This window comes from Frischella perrara (genome assembly GCF_000807275.1).
GTDB classification, from domain to species: Bacteria; Pseudomonadota; Gammaproteobacteria; order Enterobacterales; family Orbaceae; genus Frischella; species Frischella perrara.
The window spans coordinates 531,938-554,216 of record NZ_CP009056.1 but is presented as its reverse complement, the minus strand read 5'-3'; the positions used below and the strand labels follow the sequence as shown (position 1 = coordinate 554,216).

The window sequence follows — 22,279 nt, the reverse complement described above, 5'->3', positions numbered from 1 at the left end:
ATAAACGCAAATTGCGTTATCGGTTAGTATGAGAAAGGCAGGAAAGCAATTCTAGATTTAATTCATGTTGTTGTGATTGATATGTTTTTAATAATGATTCCGGGATAATTGGTTGATCATCTAATTGGCTTAAAAATTGCTTTAAACGGCTAGCATATTTAAAACTAGATATTTCGCCACAAATATCACTGCCAATAATACGTTCATTCAATGCTGAAATAACATCAAACAAATGATACGGTTTAAGTTTACCTTGGTCCCAATTTGTTTTAACAACTTCTTCACTCAATACATCTTTATCGATTGAAAGATAAACTGGACTATTATCTTGATATTGTTCAGCTATAAATGATTTAATTAAATCGTTTGGCGATTCAAACTTTAGAAATGCATTTTGTATGCCTAATAATTTAGCCCAACCTACATTTACATCCATACACCAGTAAGTGAGTTTATTTTTGATTAGTGGTGATAAACGATTTTCCCATGCATGAAACACGCCAATATCTGGTGAAGTTATACCAATAACATGAACATGACTTACAAAAGGGAGCTTAGCTGCATAACTCACCCAAGATCCACAGTGGATGCCAAATAAATAACGCATATTATCTGGATGATTATCAAAGATAACGACTTGAATTTGCTGTTTAGGTTTAAGCTGCGATTTTAAACGCTCAATAAGCATTAAGCTCATATGATGATAATCACCACTTCCCATTAAAACGGTTCCGATCTGTTTGGGTAATTGTGCATTAAGCTTAGCTGCTAGTTGATTATAACGGGCAAAAGAACAACCAAAACGGATTGTCTCTTGATAATTCGTTAAATTAATTTGCAAACTTGGCTCTATTTTGCCAACACTGTCATCAAAATTCAAAATGACGGGGTTATACATAAACTAAGCTCCTTTCAAAAACCTTATCATATATCGTTATCATTTATTTGTAAGATGCTGTCGATCACTTTCAAAATGAGAGGATAAACGTTTTAATATTGCCCTTAATAATGGATTACGAATATAAACTAGTTGTTTAGTAAACGTAAATGTAGCGCCTAAATCAGCTTTTACTTTTGGATCCGTCCAACCTGCAATATAGCGTTTTAAACCATGTTGCAAAGCATATTCTAAATTATAGAACCAGCTAATATAGTAAAGATTAAATTCCCTAGCCGCTGGATAATCAAAACCTATATACTTATCAACTAACGCATTATTTTCAATAAAGCAGATATTATAGCCAATCAGTTTACCATCATGACGATAAGTAACAATAACACTATTCGATGTTTTATCTTGCAATAAGGCTTTGAAAAAGTCTTCTGATAATTTATCAAAGTGAATTTCACTTTGCGCAAAAACGTTTAGATATAATTGATAATATTGTTTTAAAGTCTCTTCATCAAAAAAACAGTCATCACCGCAATGAACCACATCAATAGTGATATTTTGCCGACTTTTTAGTTTACGTCGAAAATTCTTACGTCGCTTATAAGAAAGACGAGACATATAATCATCGATATCAACAAAATCAATAGCTACCCAAGCTAAGGCTTGACCTTCAAGCTCTATAAAACCCTGCTGTTTAAGAGCCGTTATCATTTGCTGATCATACTGATTAGCAAAATCTGACTGTAAAGGTGATTCATATGGAATATCTTTAACTACAATTAAGGGATATTTGCTAGCATATTGTTGTTTCAAGGATTCAACAAACTTATCTGGCGTAATTTCTGCATTAAATAATGCATATTCAGATACCGTCGTACCCACAAATAACGTTTTAATTTTAATTAATTTATGCCACCATTTTTTACCCGGGATTTTATCTAATTTAGCCTTAAAATCATCTTCTGCTGTGGTAAGTAAATCAAATGTTGCATCAAATAGTGGTACCTGTTCGCAAGTTAGCCAAGCATTAAAATCATAAGGAGGATGCTGTAAAAAATGGGAAATTAAAGAATTTGGTTCTAACTGATTTAGGTATTTCATATTTTAATATTATCAATGGGCGCAAAAAGCGCCCTATTTTAAGTGTAAGAAATGATTATGCTTTTTTAGCACGTGTGATAAGTTGATCTAGTAATTCAATCGCTTGATCAATTTCACCCTTACTAATATGAAGTGAAGGAGCAAACGTAATAACGTTTTTATAATAGCCACCCACATCAAGTATAAGACCCATTTTCTGACCTTTATAGTCTAAATCACCTAATAAGCCGATGTCGAACATCTTATCCAATAATGGTTTATTTGGTGTAAAGCCATCTTCAGTACAGATTTCTGCACGTAAAGCTAAGCCTAATCCATCAACTTCACCGATTTCTTTATGTTTCTTCTCAAGTTCACGTAAGCCGTCTAAGAAGTAAGCACCTTTTTCCATAACCATGGTTTCATAATCAGTTTCTTGCGTCATTTTCATAACTTCAAGACCTAATGCCGTACCTAATGGATTTGATGCAAACGTTGAATGTGTAGAACCAACAGGGAATACTTGTGGATTAATTAACTCTTCACGAGCCCACATACCACCTAAAGGATTTAAACCATTAGTTAATGCTTTAGCAAAAACAACAACATCCGGCGTTACTCCAAAATGCTCAATTGACCATAACTTACCGGTACGATAGAAGCCCATTTGAATTTCATCAACAACCATTAAAATACCGTATTGATCAAGTACTTTCTTCAAGCCTTTGAAGAAATTACGTGGTGGAACAACATAACCACCTGTACCTTGTAATGGTTCTACGTAAAATGCGGCATATTCAGATTGGTTTGCTTTAGGATCCCATACACCGTTATATTCTGTTTCAAATAAACGCGCAAATTGTGCAACACAGTGTTCACCATATTCTTCGGGAGTCATTCCTTTCGGACGACGGAACGGATATGGGAAAGGAATAAACATCGCTCGTTCACCAAAATGACCATAGCGACGACGATAACGATAACTTGATGTAATAGAAGAGGCACCTAAAGTACGTCCATGGTATCCACCTTCAAAAGCAAACATGAGGCTTTTACCATTAGAAGCATTACGTATTAGCTTTAATGAATCTTCAATACATTGTGAGCCACCAACATTAAAGTGAACACGACCTTTATGTCCAAATTTACGTTCCATATCTTGGGCAATAATTTTAGCCAATTCAATTTTGGTAGGGTGAAGATATTGACTTGCACATTGTGGTAAAGTATCGATTTGTTTTTTCAATACTTCATCTAAACGTTTGTTTGCATAACCAAAGTTACATGCAGAATACCACATTTGTAAATCAAGATAAGAGGTACCATGACGATCATACATATAACTACCATCACATCCGGTAAAGATTTTAGCAGGGGTAGCATAATGCACAGTATCACCATATGAACAATATTGCGCTTCATCAGCCAACAATTGTTCATCACTTGGTAAGTGGTTTGTTGTTTGATCGTTAGATTTACTCATGACAAACTCCAGAATTTTTATTTTACATACTTTTAATTGTGATAATTATTATTATCGAATATGAAATTATTACAGTAGGATTAATGTTTGCATTTTGTAACAAGTTTGTACGTACTGGTGACAAAACTTAGTTTAGTAAAAATTCAAATTTGAATGCCAACAATGAGAAAAGATTTAACCTATCAGTTAAAGTTAAATATGGTTGTAATTATTGATAAGAATGAAGATGATAAAATTAGATTTTTTGCTCTAACCAGCCACAAGTGTGGCTGGTTAAATACTGCATTACCGAAGTAATTAAGCAAGACGCTCTTTAATACGTGCTGCTTTACCACGAAGTTCACGTAAGTAGTAAAGTTTAGCTTGACGCACTTGACCACGACGTTTCACAGTAATTGAGTCAACAATTGGTGAGTGAGTTTGGAATACACGTTCTACACCTTCATTGTTAGAAATTTTACGCACAGTGAATGCAGAATGTAAACCACGGTTACGAATAGCGATAACAACACCTTCGTAAGCCTGAAGACGTTTTTTGTTACCTTCAACAACCCATACTTTTACTTCAACGGTGTCACCCGGACGAAAAGCAGGAATGTCTTTTTTCATTTGTTCTTGTTCTAATTGCTGAATAATAGCGTTTTTCATATCAATTCTCTTCCCTAGATTCACTGAAATCTTAATCGCGCTGTTGCTGCTTAAATTCAGCTTTGAATTCAGCTAGCAAACATTGCTCTTCATCAGTCAGAGCTAGATTTAATAGAAGATCTTCTCTTCTAAGCCAAGTTCGTCCTAGTGATTGTTTTAATCGCCAACGACGAATTTCTTCATGGTGACCTGACATTAATACATCTGGCACCGCCATTTCGTCTAACACTTCTGGACGGGTATAGTGTGGACAATCAAGTAACCCGTTAGCAAATGAATCTTCCTCTGCTGAGGATTCATGATGTAAAACACCAGGAATAAATCTGGCAATTGCATCAATCATGACCATTGCGGGTAACTCTCCGCCACTTAACACATAATCACCGATAGACCATTCTTCGTCAATTTCGGTTTGGATTATCCGTTCATCTATGCCTTCGTATCGACCACAAATAAGAATCATCTTATTTTGCTTGGATAGCTCATAAACCCCAGCTTGCTCGAGTTTACGTCCTTGTGGAGACAGATAAATTACTTTACTATCGTTACCCAATTGTGCTTTTGCTGCATGAATTGCATCACGTAATGGTTGCACCATCATTAACATGCCAGGACCACCACCGTACGGTCGATCGTCAACCGTCTTATGCTTGTCATAAGCAAAATCACGCGGATTCCAATACATAACTTCGAGTAGATTGTTTTTTACGGCTCTACCTGTCACACCATAACAAGTTATTGCTTGGAACATTTCAGGAAACAGGCTAATCACGCCAATTTTCATCTTTTGCCCTCAATACCATAATGATGCTTAATTTTAAGTTACTGTTATTCACAACTAAAATTAAAAAGCAGGATCCCAATCTACAGTGATCTGTTTAGCTGATAAATCAACGTATTTAATAAATTGTTCTTCAACAAACGGGATCAATCGTTCTTTTGCTCCAAATGCATCTTTCAGATTAGCTTTAACCACTAATACATCATTTGAACCAGTTTCCATTAAATCAGTAACCTGACCTAAATCATAACCATTAATAGTTACCACTTTACAACCGATTAAATCCTTCCAGTAAAAATCACCTTCATCTAAATCAGGTAAATCTTGAGCGTTAACATAAATTTCATAATTTGTTAACAAGTTGGCTTCATCTCGGTCATCAATACCTTTCAGTTTGACGATAGTATCTTGGTTATGTGGTTTGAAGCTTTCAACTTCAACTTCTTGCCATTTTCCAGCTCTTAGAATATACCAAGGTTTGTAATCAAAAAGACTATCTGGATCTTCAGTAAATGAAAATACCCTTAGCCAACCACGAATGCCATAACTTGAACCGAGTTTGCCAACAATGATTAAATTTTCAGTATTCATTTACATATTACCTAAGCTGTTATTCGTTAGGATTAAGCAGCTTTTTGTGCTTGTTTGACTAGTGTTTGCACACGATCAGACATAGTAGCACCTAAACCTACCCAGTGATTTACGCGATCAAGATCTAAACGTAGTTTCTCTGCGTTACCTTGAGCAACTGGATTGAAGAAACCTACGCGCTCAATAAAACGACCATCACGTGGGTTACGGCTATCAGTCACAACGACTTGATAAAATGGACGTTTCTTAGAACCGCCACGAGCTAAACGAATAGTTACCATAACTTCCTCTTTAATTTAAATTGTTTCTTGCTAAACCTATTACTGAAATGCGAATTAATTTATTGGCAAAACAGAAATAAAAGCCCCGAAATTATACTCTTTTTTAGCGGAAGTGCAATGGTTAATCCCAATAAAATAGGGGATTAGAATGATTAACTCGATTATGTAGAACGAATAAAACAATAGGCATTATTAAGCTAATTACAATTGTGCTTAATAATGTAACAAAATAACTTATCATTTTGATAATAATTATTTTTTATAACGTTTACGATCACTTTTTGCATCTAAATCGGCTAACCATGCTAATTTCTCACGATATTGTCGTTCAGCGCCCCGAACAGTGGGTTGATAATACACGGTATCTGCCATTTCAGGCGGAAAGTAATTCTCACCGGCCGCATAAGCATTGATCTCATCATGTGCATATCGATATTCCTCGCCATAACCCAATTTTTTCATTAATTTGGTTGGAGCGTTACGTAAATGCTCGGGTACATCGTAATCCGGTAAATTCTGTGCATCTTTCATTGCTTGTTTAAAAGCACGATAAACAGCATTACTTTTAGGCGCACAGGCTAAATATATAATGGCTTGAGCTATTGCTCTTTCACCTTCCGCAGGTCCGACTCGTGTAAAACAGTCCCAAGCAGCTAATGCAACTTGCATAGCACGTGGATCAGCATTCCCCACATCCTCCGAAGCAATGGCTAATAAACGACGAGCGACATATAGAGGGTCACCCCCTGCGCTGATAATTCGTGCATACCAATATAATGCCGCATCAGGTGCTGAACCTCGAATCGACTTATGTACCGCAGAAATTAAATCGTAATAGCGATCCCCCTGATTATCAAAACGAGCACTGCGTTCTCCGATTACTTCTTTAAGCAAGTCGGGCGTAAGAATATGATTTTCACCGGACATATCAACCAATAATTCTAAGGTATTTAATGCACGCCTAGCATCACCAGCAACAAATTCAGCAATTTGTCGTTTCGTTTCATCACTTAACACATAATTTTGATTGCCATACCCTCTCTCCTTATCATCCATTGCCTGCTGTAATATTTTTTCAATATCTTCAACGGTTAATGATTTAAGTAAATAAACTCTTGCACGTGAAAGTAGTGCTGAGTTTAATTCAAACGAGGGGTTTTCTGTCGTAGCACCAATAAAAGTCACCGTACCATCTTCAACAAATGGCAAAAATGCATCTTGTTGACTTTTATTAAAACGGTGTACTTCATCCACAAATAAAATAGTACGAAATCCTATTTGTTGATTTCTCTTCGCTCGCTCCACAGCTTCTCTAATATCTTTTATACCGGATGTGACCGCGGAAAGACGTTCAACTTTAGCATTAGCATGATGCGCAATTATTTCGGCTAATGTTGTTTTGCCGGTGCCCGGAGGTCCCCAAAGAATCATTGAATGTAAATGCCCAGCGGCAATCGCATTAGGTAATGGCTTACCCTTTGCCATTAAATGTGATTGACCGATATATTCCGATAAAGTACGCGGTCGCATCCGCGCAGCTAAGGGTTTATAGGAATCATCTGTAAAATCAAGTGAGAAACTTGTCATAAAACGAACTACCTATTCATGATATATGTCTTCTTGAGAAAAACTATATATGTTTTACCTCAAGTTAATTACGCTGATCATCTAATGTTACACCCTCTGGTGCAGTGAAATGAAAATGTTGGTTACCTATTCCACCCTGTTTTTGGTGAGATAGTTCATATATACTTTGCTGACCATCCTCTTCAATAATCGTAAAATCAGCAATCATACCTGTTGGTAATACGCTAATCTTATAAGATTGCTGACTCTTATCAAGTGGCTGTAAAGTAAAATGATTTTGTTCACGTTTTACCTGATAATCTTGCCAAACATGACTCTTTGGATCAGTTATTAATAAAAGTAATCGATTATCAACCGCCTGTGCTAATGACATAACTGTGAGCTGTTCAACCGCGGGGGTATAAATCCAGATATCAATGCCATCTGAAATGATTGATGTATTATCTGGTTCATTAATTTGCCAATTAAATAAATTGGGGCGCTTAACCCAAAGTTCACCTTTACCTTCTTGAATCAATTGGTGATCGGCAGTATTGACTGTTTGTTTAAATTGAGCGTAAAAACCATCAACTTTAGCTAATCGTTCTTGTAAAACATCTTTAGCATCAGCCCAAGCTGAGCATGAAATCAATAAACTCAATAGTACAAGGATCTTTTTCACACTATTTACCTAATTTGTTTATTATCGTGGAGACTATCATAAATCAAATTGCTAATTTTGACAGCAAATTATAATTAAAATATCTGTATAAAAAAACAGGTTAAGGTGAAAAATTATAATTAACAACAATGGGGATGTCTGTATTGTAGAGATATCCCCGATATCTTGAAAAATTTTATCTGATATTCATTCAATCAAAATTTGAAGGTTGCGCTAAGACTTGACGATTACCATTGTGACTTAGAGGACTGACAATTCCCTGCATTTCCATTTGCTCAACAATTCTTGCTGCTTGATTATATCCGATCCGGAATTGTCATTTTACACTGGAAATTGACGCTCGGCGTTTATCAATAACAAAATCTACAACCTAATTAAAATCCGGATCGATTTCTTCATCACCACTCAAGGTAATACTATCAATATATTTAACCGGAATATCATACGATTCCCCATCAACAAAAACGCTGATATGAAAATTTCGATTATCTAATCCTCCTAGTGCTTGATAATATAATTCATATATACTTTGCTGACCATTTTTTTCAATAATCGTAAAATCAGTAATCATACCTGTTGGTAATACGCTAATCTTATAAGATTGCTGACTCTTATCAAGTGGCTGTAAAGTAAAATGATTTTGTTCACGTTTTACCTGATAATCTTGCCAAACATGACTCCTTGGATCAGTAATTAATAATAGTAAATGATTATCAAATAAACGATTTTCAACCGCCTGTTCTAATGGCATAACCTTGAGCTGTTTAGTATGCATCCAGATATCAATGCCATCAGAAATAAATGTTGTACTACCTGGTTCATAACTAGTCCAGTAAAATAAATTGGGTCGCTTAAGCCAAAATACACCTTCTTTTTCTTGAATCAATTGGTGATCGGTCGTATTAACTGTTTGTTCAAAACGAGCATAAAAACTATCAGCTTTAGCTAATCGTTCTTGTAAAACATCTTTAGCATTAGCCCAAGCTGCGCATGAAATCAATAAACTCAATAGTACTAGGATCTTTTTCATACGATTTACCTTATTTGTTTATTATTGTGGAAACTATCATAAATCATATTGCTTGTTTTGGCAGCAAATTATAATAAATAATATCTGTATAAAAAGACAGGTTAAAGGGAAAAATTATAACTAACAACAGCGGGGATATCTGTATTGTAGAGATATCCCTTATCTTGAAAATTTTATCTGATATTCATTCAATCAAAATTTGAAGGTTGAGCTAAGACTTCACGATTACCATTGTGACTTGGAGGGCTGACAATTCCCTGCATTTCCATTTGCTCAACAATTCTTGCTGCTCGATTATATCCGATCCGGAATTGTCGTTGTACACTAGAAATTGACGCTCGGCGTTTATCAATAACAAAATCTACAACTTGATCAAAAAGCGGATCGAGTTCTTCATCGCCATTATCAAAACTATTACCCTCTCCATCATCACTACCCGAGGTTATACTATCAATATACTGCGTCGGAATATCTCGCGCTTTCCAATCAAGTACAACACTGTGAACTTCTTCATCACGAACAAATGCACCATGTACACGAATTGGTATTGAACTATTCGGAGCTAGATACAACATATCACCCATGCCAAGTAGAGATTCTGCCCCCATTTGGTCAAGAATAGTGCGCGAATCAATTTTACTCGAAACAGTAAAGGCTATACGCGTTGGAATATTCGCTTTAATTAAACCAGTAATTACGTCAACTGAAGGACGCTGAGTAGCCAATACTAAATGAATGCCTGCAGCGCGCGCTTTTTGGGCTAATCGGGCAATCAATTCTTCAACTTTTTTACCAACGGCCATGATTAAATCTGCAAACTCATCCACGATGACTACTATATAAGGCAGTTTTTCCAGCGTAGGCATATCAATATCCATACTGTCAGTTGGTTTCCAAAGTGGATCTGGGATAGGTCGCCCCATCTCTTCAGCTTGTTTAATTTTATCGTTATAACCCGCAATATTACGAACACCTAATGCCGACATAAGGCGATATCGTTTTTCCATTTCATTGACACACCAGTTAAGTGCATTGGCAGCATCTTTCATGTCGGTTACAACATCAGTCAATAAATGAGGAATACCTTGATAAACCGATAACTCTAACATTTTCGGATCAATCATAATAAATTTGGCATCCTCTGGCTGAGATTTGTACAAGATACTTAAGATCATCGCATTAACACCAACAGACTTACCTGAGCCAGTTGTTCCCGCTACTAATAAATGAGGCATTTTAGTTAAATCAGCGACAACTGATTGCCCGGAAATATCCTTACCTAATACAACGGTTAAAGGTGATTGTGCATCTTTAAATTGTGCACTGTCTAAAACTTCTCGAAAATATACCGTTTGACGATGTTTATTTGGTAACTCTATTCCTACATAGGGTTTACCGGGAATAACTTCAACTACACGTACCGAAGGCATTGACAAAGAACGGGCTAAATCACGATCGAGTGTCGAAATCCTAGAAGCTTTTACACCTGGTGCTAATTCAATTTCAAAACGAGTAATAACAGGACCGGGTAGATACCCGACAACACGAGCTTTTACACGATAATCAGCTAGACTTTTTTCCAATAATGCTGCTGTTTTCTTCAGTGCATTATGGTCAACTTCAATTTGCTTAGTCGGAGGCGCCGTTAGTAAATCAAGTGAAGGTAATGGTGTTGTTGGTTTAACAAGCGGCTGCGTATTTTTCTGTAATAATGGATGAATCAAACTATCATGCACATTTTCTCTAATAGTATTTGGATTTGGATTAACAGGAACTTCATCCATTGATAGCAGCGTTGTACTTGTCTCCACTGGAATTGATGGGTTAGGTTCAATATTCTCTTCTAAAGTTGAAATATGCTGTATTTCATGGATAACTTCCTCTTGAGAGGGTTTAATATCTTGTGAAGATTGAATATTAGAAGATTTAGATACGGTTTGTGAATTATCACTATTTCCTTTGGGAAAAGTCGTAATCGGAGCGTAATAGTCCGGATTGATTGAGAATTCACGAAATTGAGTATTATCTTCAGCTACCGACCTTTGAGGAGGGGGAGCATTTTCATCAATCGAAATAGTATATAGTTCATCGTTAGCAACTTCAGGTATGGTAACATCTGGTGCCATTCCTTCCCTATCAAAGCTTAATTTAGTTGCTATTTCATTTCTTGATACAAAACCGGCTGCGATAGAAGCCGTTTCATTATGCATTTCACGAATTGCAGGTTGATATTCTGCAACTGGAATCCTATTTTGCATCCTCACTTTATTTGAACTTTTTGATATTGGAGGAGTTTGAGTATCTTTCTTTCGAATAACTTTGCTTATTAATCCCTTAAAGATATGTGTAATTGAAGTCATTAATGGCATTGCAAAAAAGACAACCAACGCCCCAACCTTTTCAAGAATATATAACCAAGACAGATCCGTTAATAAAGTAATACTTGCAAGACTAATAAACAATAACAGCAATGTTGCTGTAAGATGATCTGTTAACGCTAGTATCTCCTCTGCAACAATATCACCTATAATTCCACCCGCTTGTAGTTGTTCCATATCTGGAATATTTAAAGCAAAATAACCTGCTGTACAGAAAATAAAGGCCATAACACCAATCGTTCTGAAAGATAGGCTAAAGTAATTTATAGGCTTCTCAATCCGAATATTTACCCTAATTTGAAAAGATAAGATAATGATTAAAATCGGTATTGCATAAGCTACATAACCAAAAAACTGTCGTAGAAAATCCGATAAATAAGCGCCAACTTCTCCACCCCAATTATGAATAGGCTCCTGCCAAGCAGTTTGTGACCATCCCGGATCAGCTGGTGAAAAAGAAATTAAAGCTAACATTAAATAAATGGCACCAAAAATAGTGAGAAATAGTAATGTTTCTATAATAAATAGCTTAAACGTAAATTTTCTCTTAAGTAATGGCTGAATTGGAGTATCTGACGTTTTCAAAATATACCTAATAGTTAAATTCTACACGCCCAATGAAGAGCTAATTATATATGTAATTTTACCAAATGCGACTAAAAAATTGAAAATAATCATAAAGAAATATAAATATGCTCAAATTAAATGATCATTTTTTAATATCAATAAACTGACTTATAAATGCCCCTAAACATTCTGACGAATTTGGTAAACTACTAATACACTATTCTTTAAAACTTCGTAATATTATGATCATTTAATCAATACTCGGGTATTTAAAAGAATAATCATTAACCGATGAACAGAAATTTAAAGATTTCTAATTCCCCTTTAAAAGAACTTTTTAATCAATTTACACACCTATACAATTTAGTATAAAGTAATTATAGTTATAATACTAGTTTGTGAGTATTATATCATTAATTATTGTAAGGTTATTTAAGGTCTAACTTACACTCAAATGCTAAGCGAGTCCTTTAAAAATATGATTGTATTACTTCTGCTGACCTTCAAATTACATTAGCGAATGCATAAAAATAAGCATATCATTTAATGTAATAATCGTTTTCAATTAACTGATAACTTAAAAATAAAAATGTTGTTTAATTTAAATGACATTATCTTGACTTTATTAGTCCAAATCATTCTTAAAATTAATCAAATTTCAAATATAAAAAAACCGACCATTAAGGTCGGTTGAGAAATTCAAATTTATTGTTTGGCTTCAATGTTGTCATCGACTAAATCAAGATGAACAATTTTACCCGGCACCAATTTACCTGATAATATCTGTTGTGCTAGTGGATTCTCGATTTCTTGTTGAATCGCACGTTTTAACGGCCTTGCACCATAAATCGGATCAAAACCGACTTTAGCAAGATGTTCAAGTGCCGCATCAGAAATATCCATTTGATAACCACGTTCTTCTAAACGTTTTTCAACATGTGCTAATTGAATTCTAGCAATCGCTTTAATATTTTCTTGACCTAGTGGATGGAATACCACTGTTTCATCAATACGATTGATAAATTCTGGTCTAAAATGTTTAGTTACAACGGTCATAACTAAGGCTTTCATTTCATCATAACTAAGCTTAACTTGACCTTGGATTAAGTCAGATCCTAAGTTCGAAGTCATAATTATGACTGTATTACGAAAATCAACTGTACGCCCTTGTCCATCAGTTAGACGACCATCATCCAGTACTTGTAATAAGATGTTAAATACATCTGGATGCGCTTTTTCAACTTCATCAAGTAAAATAACAGAATAAGGTCGACGTCTCACTGCTTCGGTTAAATAACCGCCTTCTTCATAACCAACATAACCTGGAGGCGCACCAATTAAACGCGCAACAGAATGCTTCTCCATGAATTCAGACATATCAATTCGCACCATTGCATCTTCACTGTCAAACATAAAGTTCGCTAATGATTTACAAAGTTCTGTTTTCCCCACACCCGTTGGACCTAAAAATAGGAATGATCCAATAGGTTTATTCGGGTCAGAAAGCCCTGCACGACTACGGCGAATTGCGTTGGCGACAGCTACTACAGCTTCGTCTTGACCAATTACACGTTTATGTAACGCATCTTCCATATGCAATAATTTATCTTTTTCACTTTCTAGCATTCTAGAAACTGGTATACCGGTAGCTTTAGATAATACTTCAGCAATTTCATTGTCCGTTACTTTGTTACGCAATAATTTCATTGTTTTACCTTCTAATTGCGTTGCTGAAGCAAGTTTCTTTTCAAGATCTGGAATTTTACCGTATTGTAATTCGGACATTTTATTCAAATCACCGGCACGGCGAGCTTGTTCTATCTCAGTACGTGCTTTTTCCAATTCAGCTTTGATAGTCTGCGTGCCCGAAAGTGCAGCCTTCTCAGATTTCCACTCTTCTTCAAGTGAAGCATAATCCTTTTCTTTCTCAGCGAGTTCATCATTTAACATCTCAAGTCGTTTTTTACTTGCATCATCAGACTCTTTCTTAAGTGCTTGTTGCTCAAGTTTGAGTTGAATAATGCGCCTTTCCAATCGATCCAGTGATTCAGGTTTTGAGTCCATTTGCATTCTGATACTTGAAGCCGCTTCATCTATCAAATCAATGGCCTTATCAGGTAACATACGATCTGAGATGTATCGATGCGACAATGTTGCTGCTGCAACAATTGCTGGATCAGTTATTTGTACGTGATGGTGTAATTCATATCGCTCTTTTAAACCACGTAAAATAGCAATCGTATCTTCCACTGTTGGCTCTGCTACGTAGACTTTTTGGAAACGACGCTCTAAAGCAGGATCCTTTTCAATATATTGTCGATATTCATCAAGTGTAGTTGCGCCAACGCAATGTAATTCACCACGTGCTAATGCAGGTTTCAACATATTACCTGCATCCATCGCTCCATCACTTTTGCCTGCACCCACCATAGTATGAATTTCATCAATGAATAATATGATGCGACCTTCTTCTTTGGCTAAGTCTTTAAGAACTGCTTTAAGACGTTCTTCAAATTCACCACGGTATTTTGCTCCCGCAATGAGTGCTCCCATATCTAAAGAAAGCACACGTTTATTACGTAATCCTTCTGGAACTTCTCGATTAACAATACGCTGAGCTAAACCTTCAACAATAGCCGTTTTACCTACGCCGGGCTCTCCGATTAATACAGGATTATTTTTAGTACGACGTTGCAAAACCTGTATAGTACGGCGAATTTCTTCATCCCGTCCAATGACAGGATCGAGCTTACCTTGTTCTGCACGTTCGGTTAAATCAATAGTGTATTTTTTCAACGCACCGCGTTGATCTTCTGCATTAGGGTCATTCACGCTATCATTTCCTCTTACTTGACTTACTACTTGGCTAAATTTATCTTTCGTAATACCCGCTTTTTTAAGGATATCACCTAAAGTACCTTTCTCTTCTAAAGCAGCTAATATAAAGAGTTCTGATGAAATATAGCTGTCACCGCTTTTTTGTGCCAATTTGTCACATAGGTTTAACACGCGAATAAATTCTTGTGATGGAATGATTTCGCCACCCACACCTTGTACTTGTGGTAATCGTTCAATAGCTTGAGTTAAATCTTGTTGTAAAGTAGCAACGTTTGCTCCTGCCGAAGCTAACAAAGGTTTTATACTGCTGCCTTCTTGATTGAGCATTGCAGATAATACATGGATCGGTTCTATGTATTGATTATCTTTACCTAATGCGAGTGATTGTGCATCAGATAAAGCTTGTTGAAACTTGTTTGTGAGTTTATCTAACCTCATATTAATTATCTCCCTTGCAATAAATTGGTTTAAATCTATTTGATATTTAAACCCTTGCTTGATTATAAAATATGTGCTGATAATTATTTTTCAAGTATATTTCTATAAATAATTCTGGATTAGTAATAAGATTACTCATTGATTATAAAAAAGAAACTAATTTTTATATGCTGAATAACAGATATAAAAATTAGTCTAATGAAGAGCATTACGCTTACAAAAAATGTGTGATAAAAATATTTAGTTTTAAATGATTTTATTAAATTTGTTTGGCAGTATAATTAGTTATGATTTTTTTCATTTCTTCAAAGATTTCTGCAACCGAATGCCTTCGTCCTCGTCCACATGCCTTAGCGTTATCACCACAAATAAGACATTTTCTTGGTTTTTGTTCAAATCCAGTACGCGGTATGCTCATTTGAGTAACGGGATCGATAATATCAATATCCCATAACCGACCGAGTGGATGATTATGTTCAATTTCAATACAAAGTTGCTTTAACTTACTGGCTGTGCAATTAACGGCAATAATTGCCTCAAATCCAGTAACAGCTTCGATATGTTGTTCATAATAAATCGAAAAATTATTTTGGTCTAAAGCGTGATGAAGTGTATTTATTGCTTGATCGAAAAGAAATTTAGCTGCAGGGCTTTTTTTAACCGGTCCCGGAATGACCAACGTTAATGAAATGATTGGGGATTGGTATCGTGTTATAGCAACTTGCTGATTTTGAACACGTTGTTCTTTGGCTAGCAAAACCTGTTCTAAGCTGACAGGCAATCCATCATTAAAATTAATCAACATATTTTTTTTCTCAAATAAAAGATAACACCGTATATATACTATATCACATATAAATATAAAATTCGGTGCTATCTTATTGAAAAATTAATCTTTTACTTCGCGAACGACATCAATAACAGAACCATCACGATAATGAACAACACCAACAATTTTATCTTTAAATTCGATTGGTTTTGGTTCACCTGTTAAGGAAACTGCGCGCTGATAAAGTTCTTCAATACTCATCACAGGTAAATTAGCAGCTTTTAATCGCTCTGCTATTTCTGGACGTTTAGGATTAACGGCAATACCGTGATCAGTTACTAACACATCCACACTCTCGCCTGGGGTAACTAATGTTGTCACCTTTTTAATCACAGTTGGAATACGACTACGAATTAGAGGAGCAACGATAATAGTTAAGTTCGCTCCCGCAGCAGTATCACAGTGACCACCGGAAGCGCCACGCATTACACCATCAGAACCCGTCAATACATTGACATTATAATTAAGGTCAATTTCTAAAGCACTTAAAATGACAATATCTAGTTCATCAACGCTTGCCCCTTTTGAAGCCGGGTTAGCATAAACATTGGTAGATACTTCAATATGATCCTTATTTTTACCTAATGATTGACCCGCTGTCCCATCAAAACTTTGAGTATCTAAAAGACGCTTAACTAATCCTTTTTCATGTAAATCAACGATACTTGCTGTAATACCACCTAATGCAAATGATGCAGTGATATTTTTAGCGCGCATACGGTTTTCTAAGAAACGTGTAGCGGCAGTTGAAGAAGCCCCAGAACCCGTTTGGATTGAAAATCCATCTTTAAAATAACCTGAATGCTCAATAACATCAGCAGCATAACGTGCAATCATCAATTCGCGTGGATTGCTGGTAATTCGAGCTGCACCCACACTAATTTTCGTTGGATCACCGACTTCATCAACTTTAACCACGTAATCAACTTGATCTTGGCGAATACTGGCTGGATGATTAGGGTAGCCTACGATATCTTCAGTTAATAAAACGACTTTTTTAGCAAATTGAGCATCCACCATCGCATAACCTAGTGCACCACATTGTGATTTACCAGATACACCATTAGCATTACCTTGTTCGTCAGCTGTCGATACTGCTAAAAAGGCGATATCAATGTTAATCTCGCCACTCTGGATAAGTTTTACACGTCCACCATGCGAATGGATATGAACTGGATTTTCCATTAAACCATGAGAAATTGCATCAGCTAGTTTACCGCGTAAACCAGAGGTGTAAATTTTAGTAATCACACCAGATTCAATATGTGGAATCAACGCTGAGTTACAGCTCAATAATGAGCTTGATGCTAGGGTTAAATTTTTAATACCTAGTTTGCTGATTGTCTCGACAACACTATTGATAACTTTATCACCTTCACGAAAAGCATGATGGAAAGAAATGGTCATACCATCACGTAATTCACATTTTTGAATCGCTTGTTCAATAGAATCACATAATTTACGTGTATATTTAGACTCGTCTTTCAAATACGGAGTCGTAAAATTGGCATCAACAAATGGTGTAATATTCTTAAGATCAGGATGCTGTTTAAGCAGATCATCAATTTTTTTGTCTATGGAAGTAGTCATTTTTCAGTCCTATCAAATTTCTTTACGTACACCAGAATATTTTGCTAACTCGATAACTTTTCTAGCACGAGCAATAATTGGTGCATCAATCATTTTGCCGTTAAGAGAAATAACGCCAAGGCCTTTTCTTTCTCCCTCTTCTGCAGCTTCAACCACTTTTTGAGCATGTTCAACTTCTGCAGCAGTTGGTGCATATGCGTTATGTAATAGATCGATTTGTCTAGGATTAATTAGTGATTTCCCGTTATAACCTAATTTCTTAATAAGATTAACTTCTTTTAAGAAACCTTCATCATCATTAACATTGGAATATACCACGTCAAAAGCATCAATCTTAGCCACACGAGCGGCATGTAATACTGCACAACGAGCATAAAATAATTCAGTACCGTCGCCACGTTCGGTTTGCATATCAACAAGGTAGTCAAATGCAGCCAATGCAATACCAATTAAACGTGGAGAAGACTTAGCAATAGAAATGGCATTTACCACACCTTGGGCGGATTCAATAGCAGCCATTAATTTTGTGCTACCAACTTCGCGACCACATTCTTTTTCAATTCTTTCAACATGCGCTTCCAATTCGTGGATGTCTTCTGCACTATTAGTCATAGGTAGACGAACCACATCAACACCAGCTCTAACCACTGCTTCTAAATCTTTTAAACCAAATGGAGTATCAAGCGCATTGATTCTTACTACAGTTTCAATACCTTGCTCTTTATAAATTGGCAAGCGTAAAGTTTGTGCGACTAATAAGCGAGCTGAATCTTTCTCTTTAATGGAAACGGCGTCTTCTAGGTCAAACATGATTGAATCAGGTTTGTAAACAAACGAAGTGGATAACATCGCCGCGTTTGCACCCGGAAGAAATAACATACTTCGACGTATTTTTTTCATAGCAATTTACTCCAATCTAAGCTCTCTTCTTCAGCGCCACGCAATACTGCACATTGTACTCTTGCTTTGATGGCACAATCCAAAGCACCTTTATCATCAATAATAATTAGACCGTCAGTCACATTAAGACTGTTTAAGGTTTGATCTACCACGGCACGTATTTGATCACCAAATTGCTTATTAACATCACTATTAATAACAATTTCAATTCCTGTGTTAGGACTGACTTTTACTAACAAATCACTTGATTCGAGAGTACCAGCCATCGCTTCTTTTTTGATTTTCATTTAGTTACCTTTTGAACGAATTAAATTTTTGACTGAATCTAAATTTGCTTCTAGATAATTCCAAGTCGTTGATGGGACTAACCGTTTTACCTGATCATACTGTTCATTAGCGAGCAGTTTTCTTACTAAAGAAGCAGATATAATATCTTCCCCTTCCATAATTCGCTGAATTTCAACCAATGTAATTACAGGATAAGGACTCACATCTTTATCCTGCAACCAATAACGCATAGATGTGTTATATGCATTTGTAACTTGGCTATAAGGCTCTGTACCCACAAAACGATAAGTAATATTCAGTGCAGGGGCAATATAATTGCGGAAAATTAATAAATCGATTCCCATATAAGCGTAATCAATTTTTTCATCATCTTTCAAAAAATAGGTAGGAAATGTCGCTCTTGAAATAATATATGATGAACTTGCATGCACAGTAACATTCTTTATGTCCTTCGCCCCTTCTTTCACTAATTGTAAGCGCACATCAAACGGAAATAATGATACATTTTCGTTTACCACGAAGACATGTAACCAATCACATTGGCTTGCGGCATATTGTAAAAGATGTTGATGTCCTTTAGTAAAGGGGTTGGCATTCATCACCACGCTACCAATTTTGGATCCATCTTTGCGTAATTCAGCTAAATGTTTACAATAGTTTTTAATTCCAACGGGTGTGTTTTCCATTAATACAATTAAGTTATTAAGCTCTACTATTGGATAAAAGCCACACCCTTTAAAAAAGTCGATATTTTCTGGTTTTGTGTATAAAAAGAGGTGAAAATGCCCCTGTTCATTAGCATATTTAATGGTGTTATCTAATAATGTTAAATTGAGTTGATTACCACGATAATCCGGATTAATTGCTACACATTTAATGATATTATTATCAATACCTGCACAAGCTACGATTTTATTGTTCATCTTTGCAACAATGAAAATATTAACTTGCGGGTCTAAGTCTAGCTCCGACAAACTTAACAATTGTTTTATCTGTTCACGTTCTGCTAATGATTTCGATATATCTACAACTGAAAAATCGACTAAACTATACATAATACCACCTATTTTTCTGCTACCACATAATTGGTTAAACGACCAATCCCCGTAATTTCAACTTCAATCTTATCACCATCTTTCATAAAGATTGGCGGGTTACGTTTTTTACCTACTCCTCCAGGTGAACCGGTTAAAATTACATCGCCTGGTGATAAATGGGTGAATGTACTAATGTAAGAAATTAATTCGGGTACAGTATGAACCAAATTATTTACCGAATCGCGTTGCATTTCTTGACCATTTAAATAGGTAACTAAAGTTAATGCTTTAGGATCGGGGATCTCATCAGTTGTAGTTAAGCATGGACCAAACGCCCCTGTGCTTGGCCAATTTTTACCAGCGGTAAACCAAGTATATTGCCAATCACGAATAGAACCATCCATATAACAGCTATAACCTGCAACGTATGATAATGCATCTTCCTGTTTGATTCTAAATCCGGATTTACCAATAACAATGGCTAATTCACCTTCATAATCTAATTCATTAGTAATTGCGGGTTTAATAATATTGGTTTTGTGACCTGTTTGTGAATCTGGGAAACGGACAAAAAGAGTTGGTGCGGAACTCGTTTCATTAAACTCTGCACGTTTTTCAGCATAATTCATACCTACACACAAAATCTTATTTGGATTAGGAATAACCGGTAGATAAGTAATATCTTTTTCATCAATATCGCTTGGGTCATTAAGATAGGTTTTTGCAATAGCTAACCCTTTTTCATCGGCTAGTAGCGATTTTAAATCGGTATATTTATCGCCTAATTTTTTACCTAAATCGACTATACCATGTTGAGTGAGAAGACCAAAACTTGCTCTCCCTGAGACAAGATAACTGACAAGCTTCATGAGTACTCCTTAAAAGCTGTTTGTAATAATTACTACTATAAATAAATGCAAACAACCTTAGTAAAACTAAGGTTGCTCTTTAAAATTAAAACTATACTAAGAAATTGCCAAGTATAAGTAATGATACTGATACATTGATCGCTCCCCCGATACGGGTAGCAATTTGAGCAAACGGCATAAGTTCCATACGTTCTGCAGCAGTTAAAATCGCTACATCTCCTGTACCACCTTGACCACTTTGACAACATGAAATAACCGCAGCATCTACTGGATACATACCAAGTTTTTTCGCAACAAAGAAACCGGTTGTTACTAAGCTAACTACCGTACAAACAATAACAATAATATTTGTGATAGTGAAAGCTTCAACAATTCTTTCCCAAGGAGTAATTGCCACACCTACCGCAAACAGAATTGGATAAGTAACCGAAGTCTGGAAGAATTTATAGACAACTTGTGAACCACTTAATACTTTAGGTGAAACACCTGATACTAACTTAACAAAAACAGCAGCAAATAGCATTCCTACTGGAGCTGGAATACCCGTTAGTTTATGACCAATCATACCAACCATATAAAGGATAGCCGCTAATAATACACCTGATGCAAAAGTTGTTACATCAATCGCTAATTCTGATTTAGCTGCTTTCTTATTCATAATATCATCATCTTCCGATGCTGGTAGTAATCGACCATTACCTGTTAAGTGAGGATAAGCTTTACCGATGCGATTAAGAATACCACCACAGATGATACCAGTTAAACCGCCTAACATTACGATTGGTAATACACGACCTAGTGCCTCACCTTGTTCCATACCTAAAATTGAAGCATAGCCGATTGAAAGTGGAATTGCACCCTCACCAACACCACCCGCCATAATTGGTAATACAAGGAAGAAGAAAGTTTCAAATGGTGTTAAACCAAGTAAATAACCAACGCCCACACCAACAAGCATACCAACAATTTCACCGCAAACCATAGGACCGAATATTTTTAAGAAACCTTCAATAAGTGTTTTCTTGTCCATATTCATAATACTACCAACGATAATACAGCAAATGTATAAATAAAGAATATGAGTATCTTTATAGAACTTTGTTGTAGCTTCAACAACAGGTGTTGGAAGGATCCCGTAATATACTAATGCTGATGGAATGAAGGTTGCACAAATGGCAGCTGCACCCATTTTTCCTACGATTGGTAAGCGTTTACCAATTTCACCGCATAAAAAACCGAAAAATGCGCAAGTTACAACCATAACAACGATTTCGCTAGGTAATTTACCCGTCACTAATACTTCAGTTAAGATAAGAAGACCTGCAATAATAAATAATGGTAATGGAATCACACCGATTTTATAATCGTCCATCAATTTCCACCAGCCATATGGCCAAAAACTCTGCTTTTCCTCAATTTTCTTTGTCGAACCAATATCGTTCATACTTTAATATCTCCAAGATTTTCGATTTCAATTTAGAATTAATTGGCGCGTATATTGACAAAATAAT

Annotated in this window: 18 protein-coding genes and 2 pseudogenes; all 20 read right to left on the bottom strand. The window is 35.9% G+C overall.

The annotated features are described in order from the left end of the window. Positions 1-16: 16 nt before the first annotated feature. The 20 genes and pseudogenes from FPB0191_RS02595 to FPB0191_RS02505 all read right to left on the bottom strand — a co-directional run bounded on the left by FPB0191_RS02595 (position 17) and on the right by FPB0191_RS02505 (position 22,212). A complete protein-coding gene (locus FPB0191_RS02595) occupies positions 17-898 on the bottom strand; it encodes an arginase family protein (RefSeq protein WP_039103807.1) in 882 nt (293 codons plus the stop codon). 39 nt (positions 899-937) lie between these two features. After that, positions 938-1,993 (bottom strand): GNAT family N-acetyltransferase, encoded by a 1,056-nt coding sequence (locus tag FPB0191_RS02590; protein ID WP_039103805.1) that lies wholly within the window; start codon positions 1,991-1,993, stop codon positions 938-940. Positions 1,994-2,048: 55 nt separating this feature from the next. Beyond that, a complete protein-coding gene (locus FPB0191_RS02585) occupies positions 2,049-3,455 on the bottom strand; it encodes an aspartate aminotransferase family protein (RefSeq protein WP_039103803.1) in 1,407 nt (468 codons plus the stop codon). A 297-nt stretch (positions 3,456-3,752) separates the two neighbouring features. Next, the gene (gene rplS / locus FPB0191_RS02580; protein ID WP_039103800.1) at positions 3,753-4,103 is read right to left on the bottom strand and encodes a 50S ribosomal protein L19; all 351 of its coding nucleotides are present in this window, start codon (positions 4,101-4,103) and stop codon (positions 3,753-3,755) included. 31 nt (positions 4,104-4,134) lie between these two features. Continuing rightward, positions 4,135-4,887: a tRNA (guanosine(37)-N1)-methyltransferase TrmD gene (trmD, locus tag FPB0191_RS02575; protein ID WP_039103798.1), complete on the bottom strand. Its 753-nt coding sequence runs from the start codon at positions 4,885-4,887 to the stop codon at positions 4,135-4,137. Positions 4,888-4,947: 60 nt separating this feature from the next. After that, on the bottom strand, positions 4,948-5,475 hold the full coding sequence (gene rimM / locus FPB0191_RS02570) for a ribosome maturation factor RimM (RefSeq protein ID WP_039103796.1): 528 nt from the start codon (positions 5,473-5,475) through the stop codon (positions 4,948-4,950). A 32-nt stretch (positions 5,476-5,507) separates the two neighbouring features. Next, positions 5,508-5,756, bottom strand: a complete 249-nt coding sequence (rpsP, locus tag FPB0191_RS02565) for a 30S ribosomal protein S16 (RefSeq protein WP_039103793.1) — start codon at positions 5,754-5,756, stop codon at positions 5,508-5,510. A gap of 252 nt (positions 5,757-6,008) precedes the next feature. Then, a complete protein-coding gene (locus FPB0191_RS02560) occupies positions 6,009-7,343 on the bottom strand; it encodes a replication-associated recombination protein A (protein WP_039103791.1) in 1,335 nt (444 codons plus the stop codon). Between the two features lie 64 nt (positions 7,344-7,407). Further along, positions 7,408-8,004: an outer membrane lipoprotein periplasmic chaperone LolA gene (gene lolA, locus FPB0191_RS02555; RefSeq protein ID WP_039103789.1), complete on the bottom strand. Its 597-nt coding sequence runs from the start codon at positions 8,002-8,004 to the stop codon at positions 7,408-7,410. A gap of 190 nt (positions 8,005-8,194) precedes the next feature. After that, positions 8,195-8,422: pseudogene (locus FPB0191_RS12500) on the bottom strand (DNA translocase FtsK); the annotation flags it as partial. 66 nt (positions 8,423-8,488) lie between these two features. Next, a pseudogene (lolA, locus tag FPB0191_RS12270) lies at positions 8,489-9,034 on the bottom strand (outer membrane lipoprotein periplasmic chaperone LolA); the annotation flags it as partial. 188 nt (positions 9,035-9,222) lie between these two features. Next, positions 9,223-11,997: a DNA translocase FtsK gene (locus FPB0191_RS12495; RefSeq protein ID WP_202965370.1), complete on the bottom strand. Its 2,775-nt coding sequence runs from the start codon at positions 11,995-11,997 to the stop codon at positions 9,223-9,225. 687 nt (positions 11,998-12,684) lie between these two features. Then, positions 12,685-15,255: an ATP-dependent chaperone ClpB gene (clpB, locus tag FPB0191_RS02540; protein WP_039103788.1), complete on the bottom strand. Its 2,571-nt coding sequence runs from the start codon at positions 15,253-15,255 to the stop codon at positions 12,685-12,687. Between the two features lie 259 nt (positions 15,256-15,514). Continuing rightward, positions 15,515-16,060, bottom strand: coding sequence for a citrate lyase holo-[acyl-carrier protein] synthase (gene citX, locus FPB0191_RS02535; protein WP_039103786.1), 546 nt, complete (start codon positions 16,058-16,060; stop codon positions 15,515-15,517). Between the two features lie 84 nt (positions 16,061-16,144). Next, entirely contained in the window at positions 16,145-17,674 is a 1,530-nt protein-coding gene (citF, locus tag FPB0191_RS02530) for a citrate lyase subunit alpha (protein ID WP_052236708.1), read from the bottom strand. Between the two features lie 12 nt (positions 17,675-17,686). Beyond that, entirely contained in the window at positions 17,687-18,574 is an 888-nt protein-coding gene (gene citE, locus FPB0191_RS02525; RefSeq protein ID WP_039103783.1) for a citrate (pro-3S)-lyase subunit beta, read from the bottom strand. After that, entirely contained in the window at positions 18,571-18,861 is a 291-nt protein-coding gene (gene citD, locus FPB0191_RS02520) for a citrate lyase acyl carrier protein (RefSeq protein ID WP_039103775.1), read from the bottom strand. The genes citE and citD overlap by 4 nt, the downstream gene beginning before the upstream one ends. Continuing rightward, entirely contained in the window at positions 18,862-19,917 is a 1,056-nt protein-coding gene (gene citC, locus FPB0191_RS02515) for a [citrate (pro-3S)-lyase] ligase (protein WP_052236707.1), read from the bottom strand. Between the two features lie 8 nt (positions 19,918-19,925). Continuing rightward, positions 19,926-20,768, bottom strand: a complete 843-nt coding sequence (locus FPB0191_RS02510; protein ID WP_039103773.1) for a fumarylacetoacetate hydrolase family protein — start codon at positions 20,766-20,768, stop codon at positions 19,926-19,928. Between the two features lie 91 nt (positions 20,769-20,859). Continuing rightward, entirely contained in the window at positions 20,860-22,212 is a 1,353-nt protein-coding gene (locus FPB0191_RS02505; RefSeq protein ID WP_052236706.1) for a 2-hydroxycarboxylate transporter family protein, read from the bottom strand. Positions 22,213-22,279: the final 67 nt, after the last annotated feature.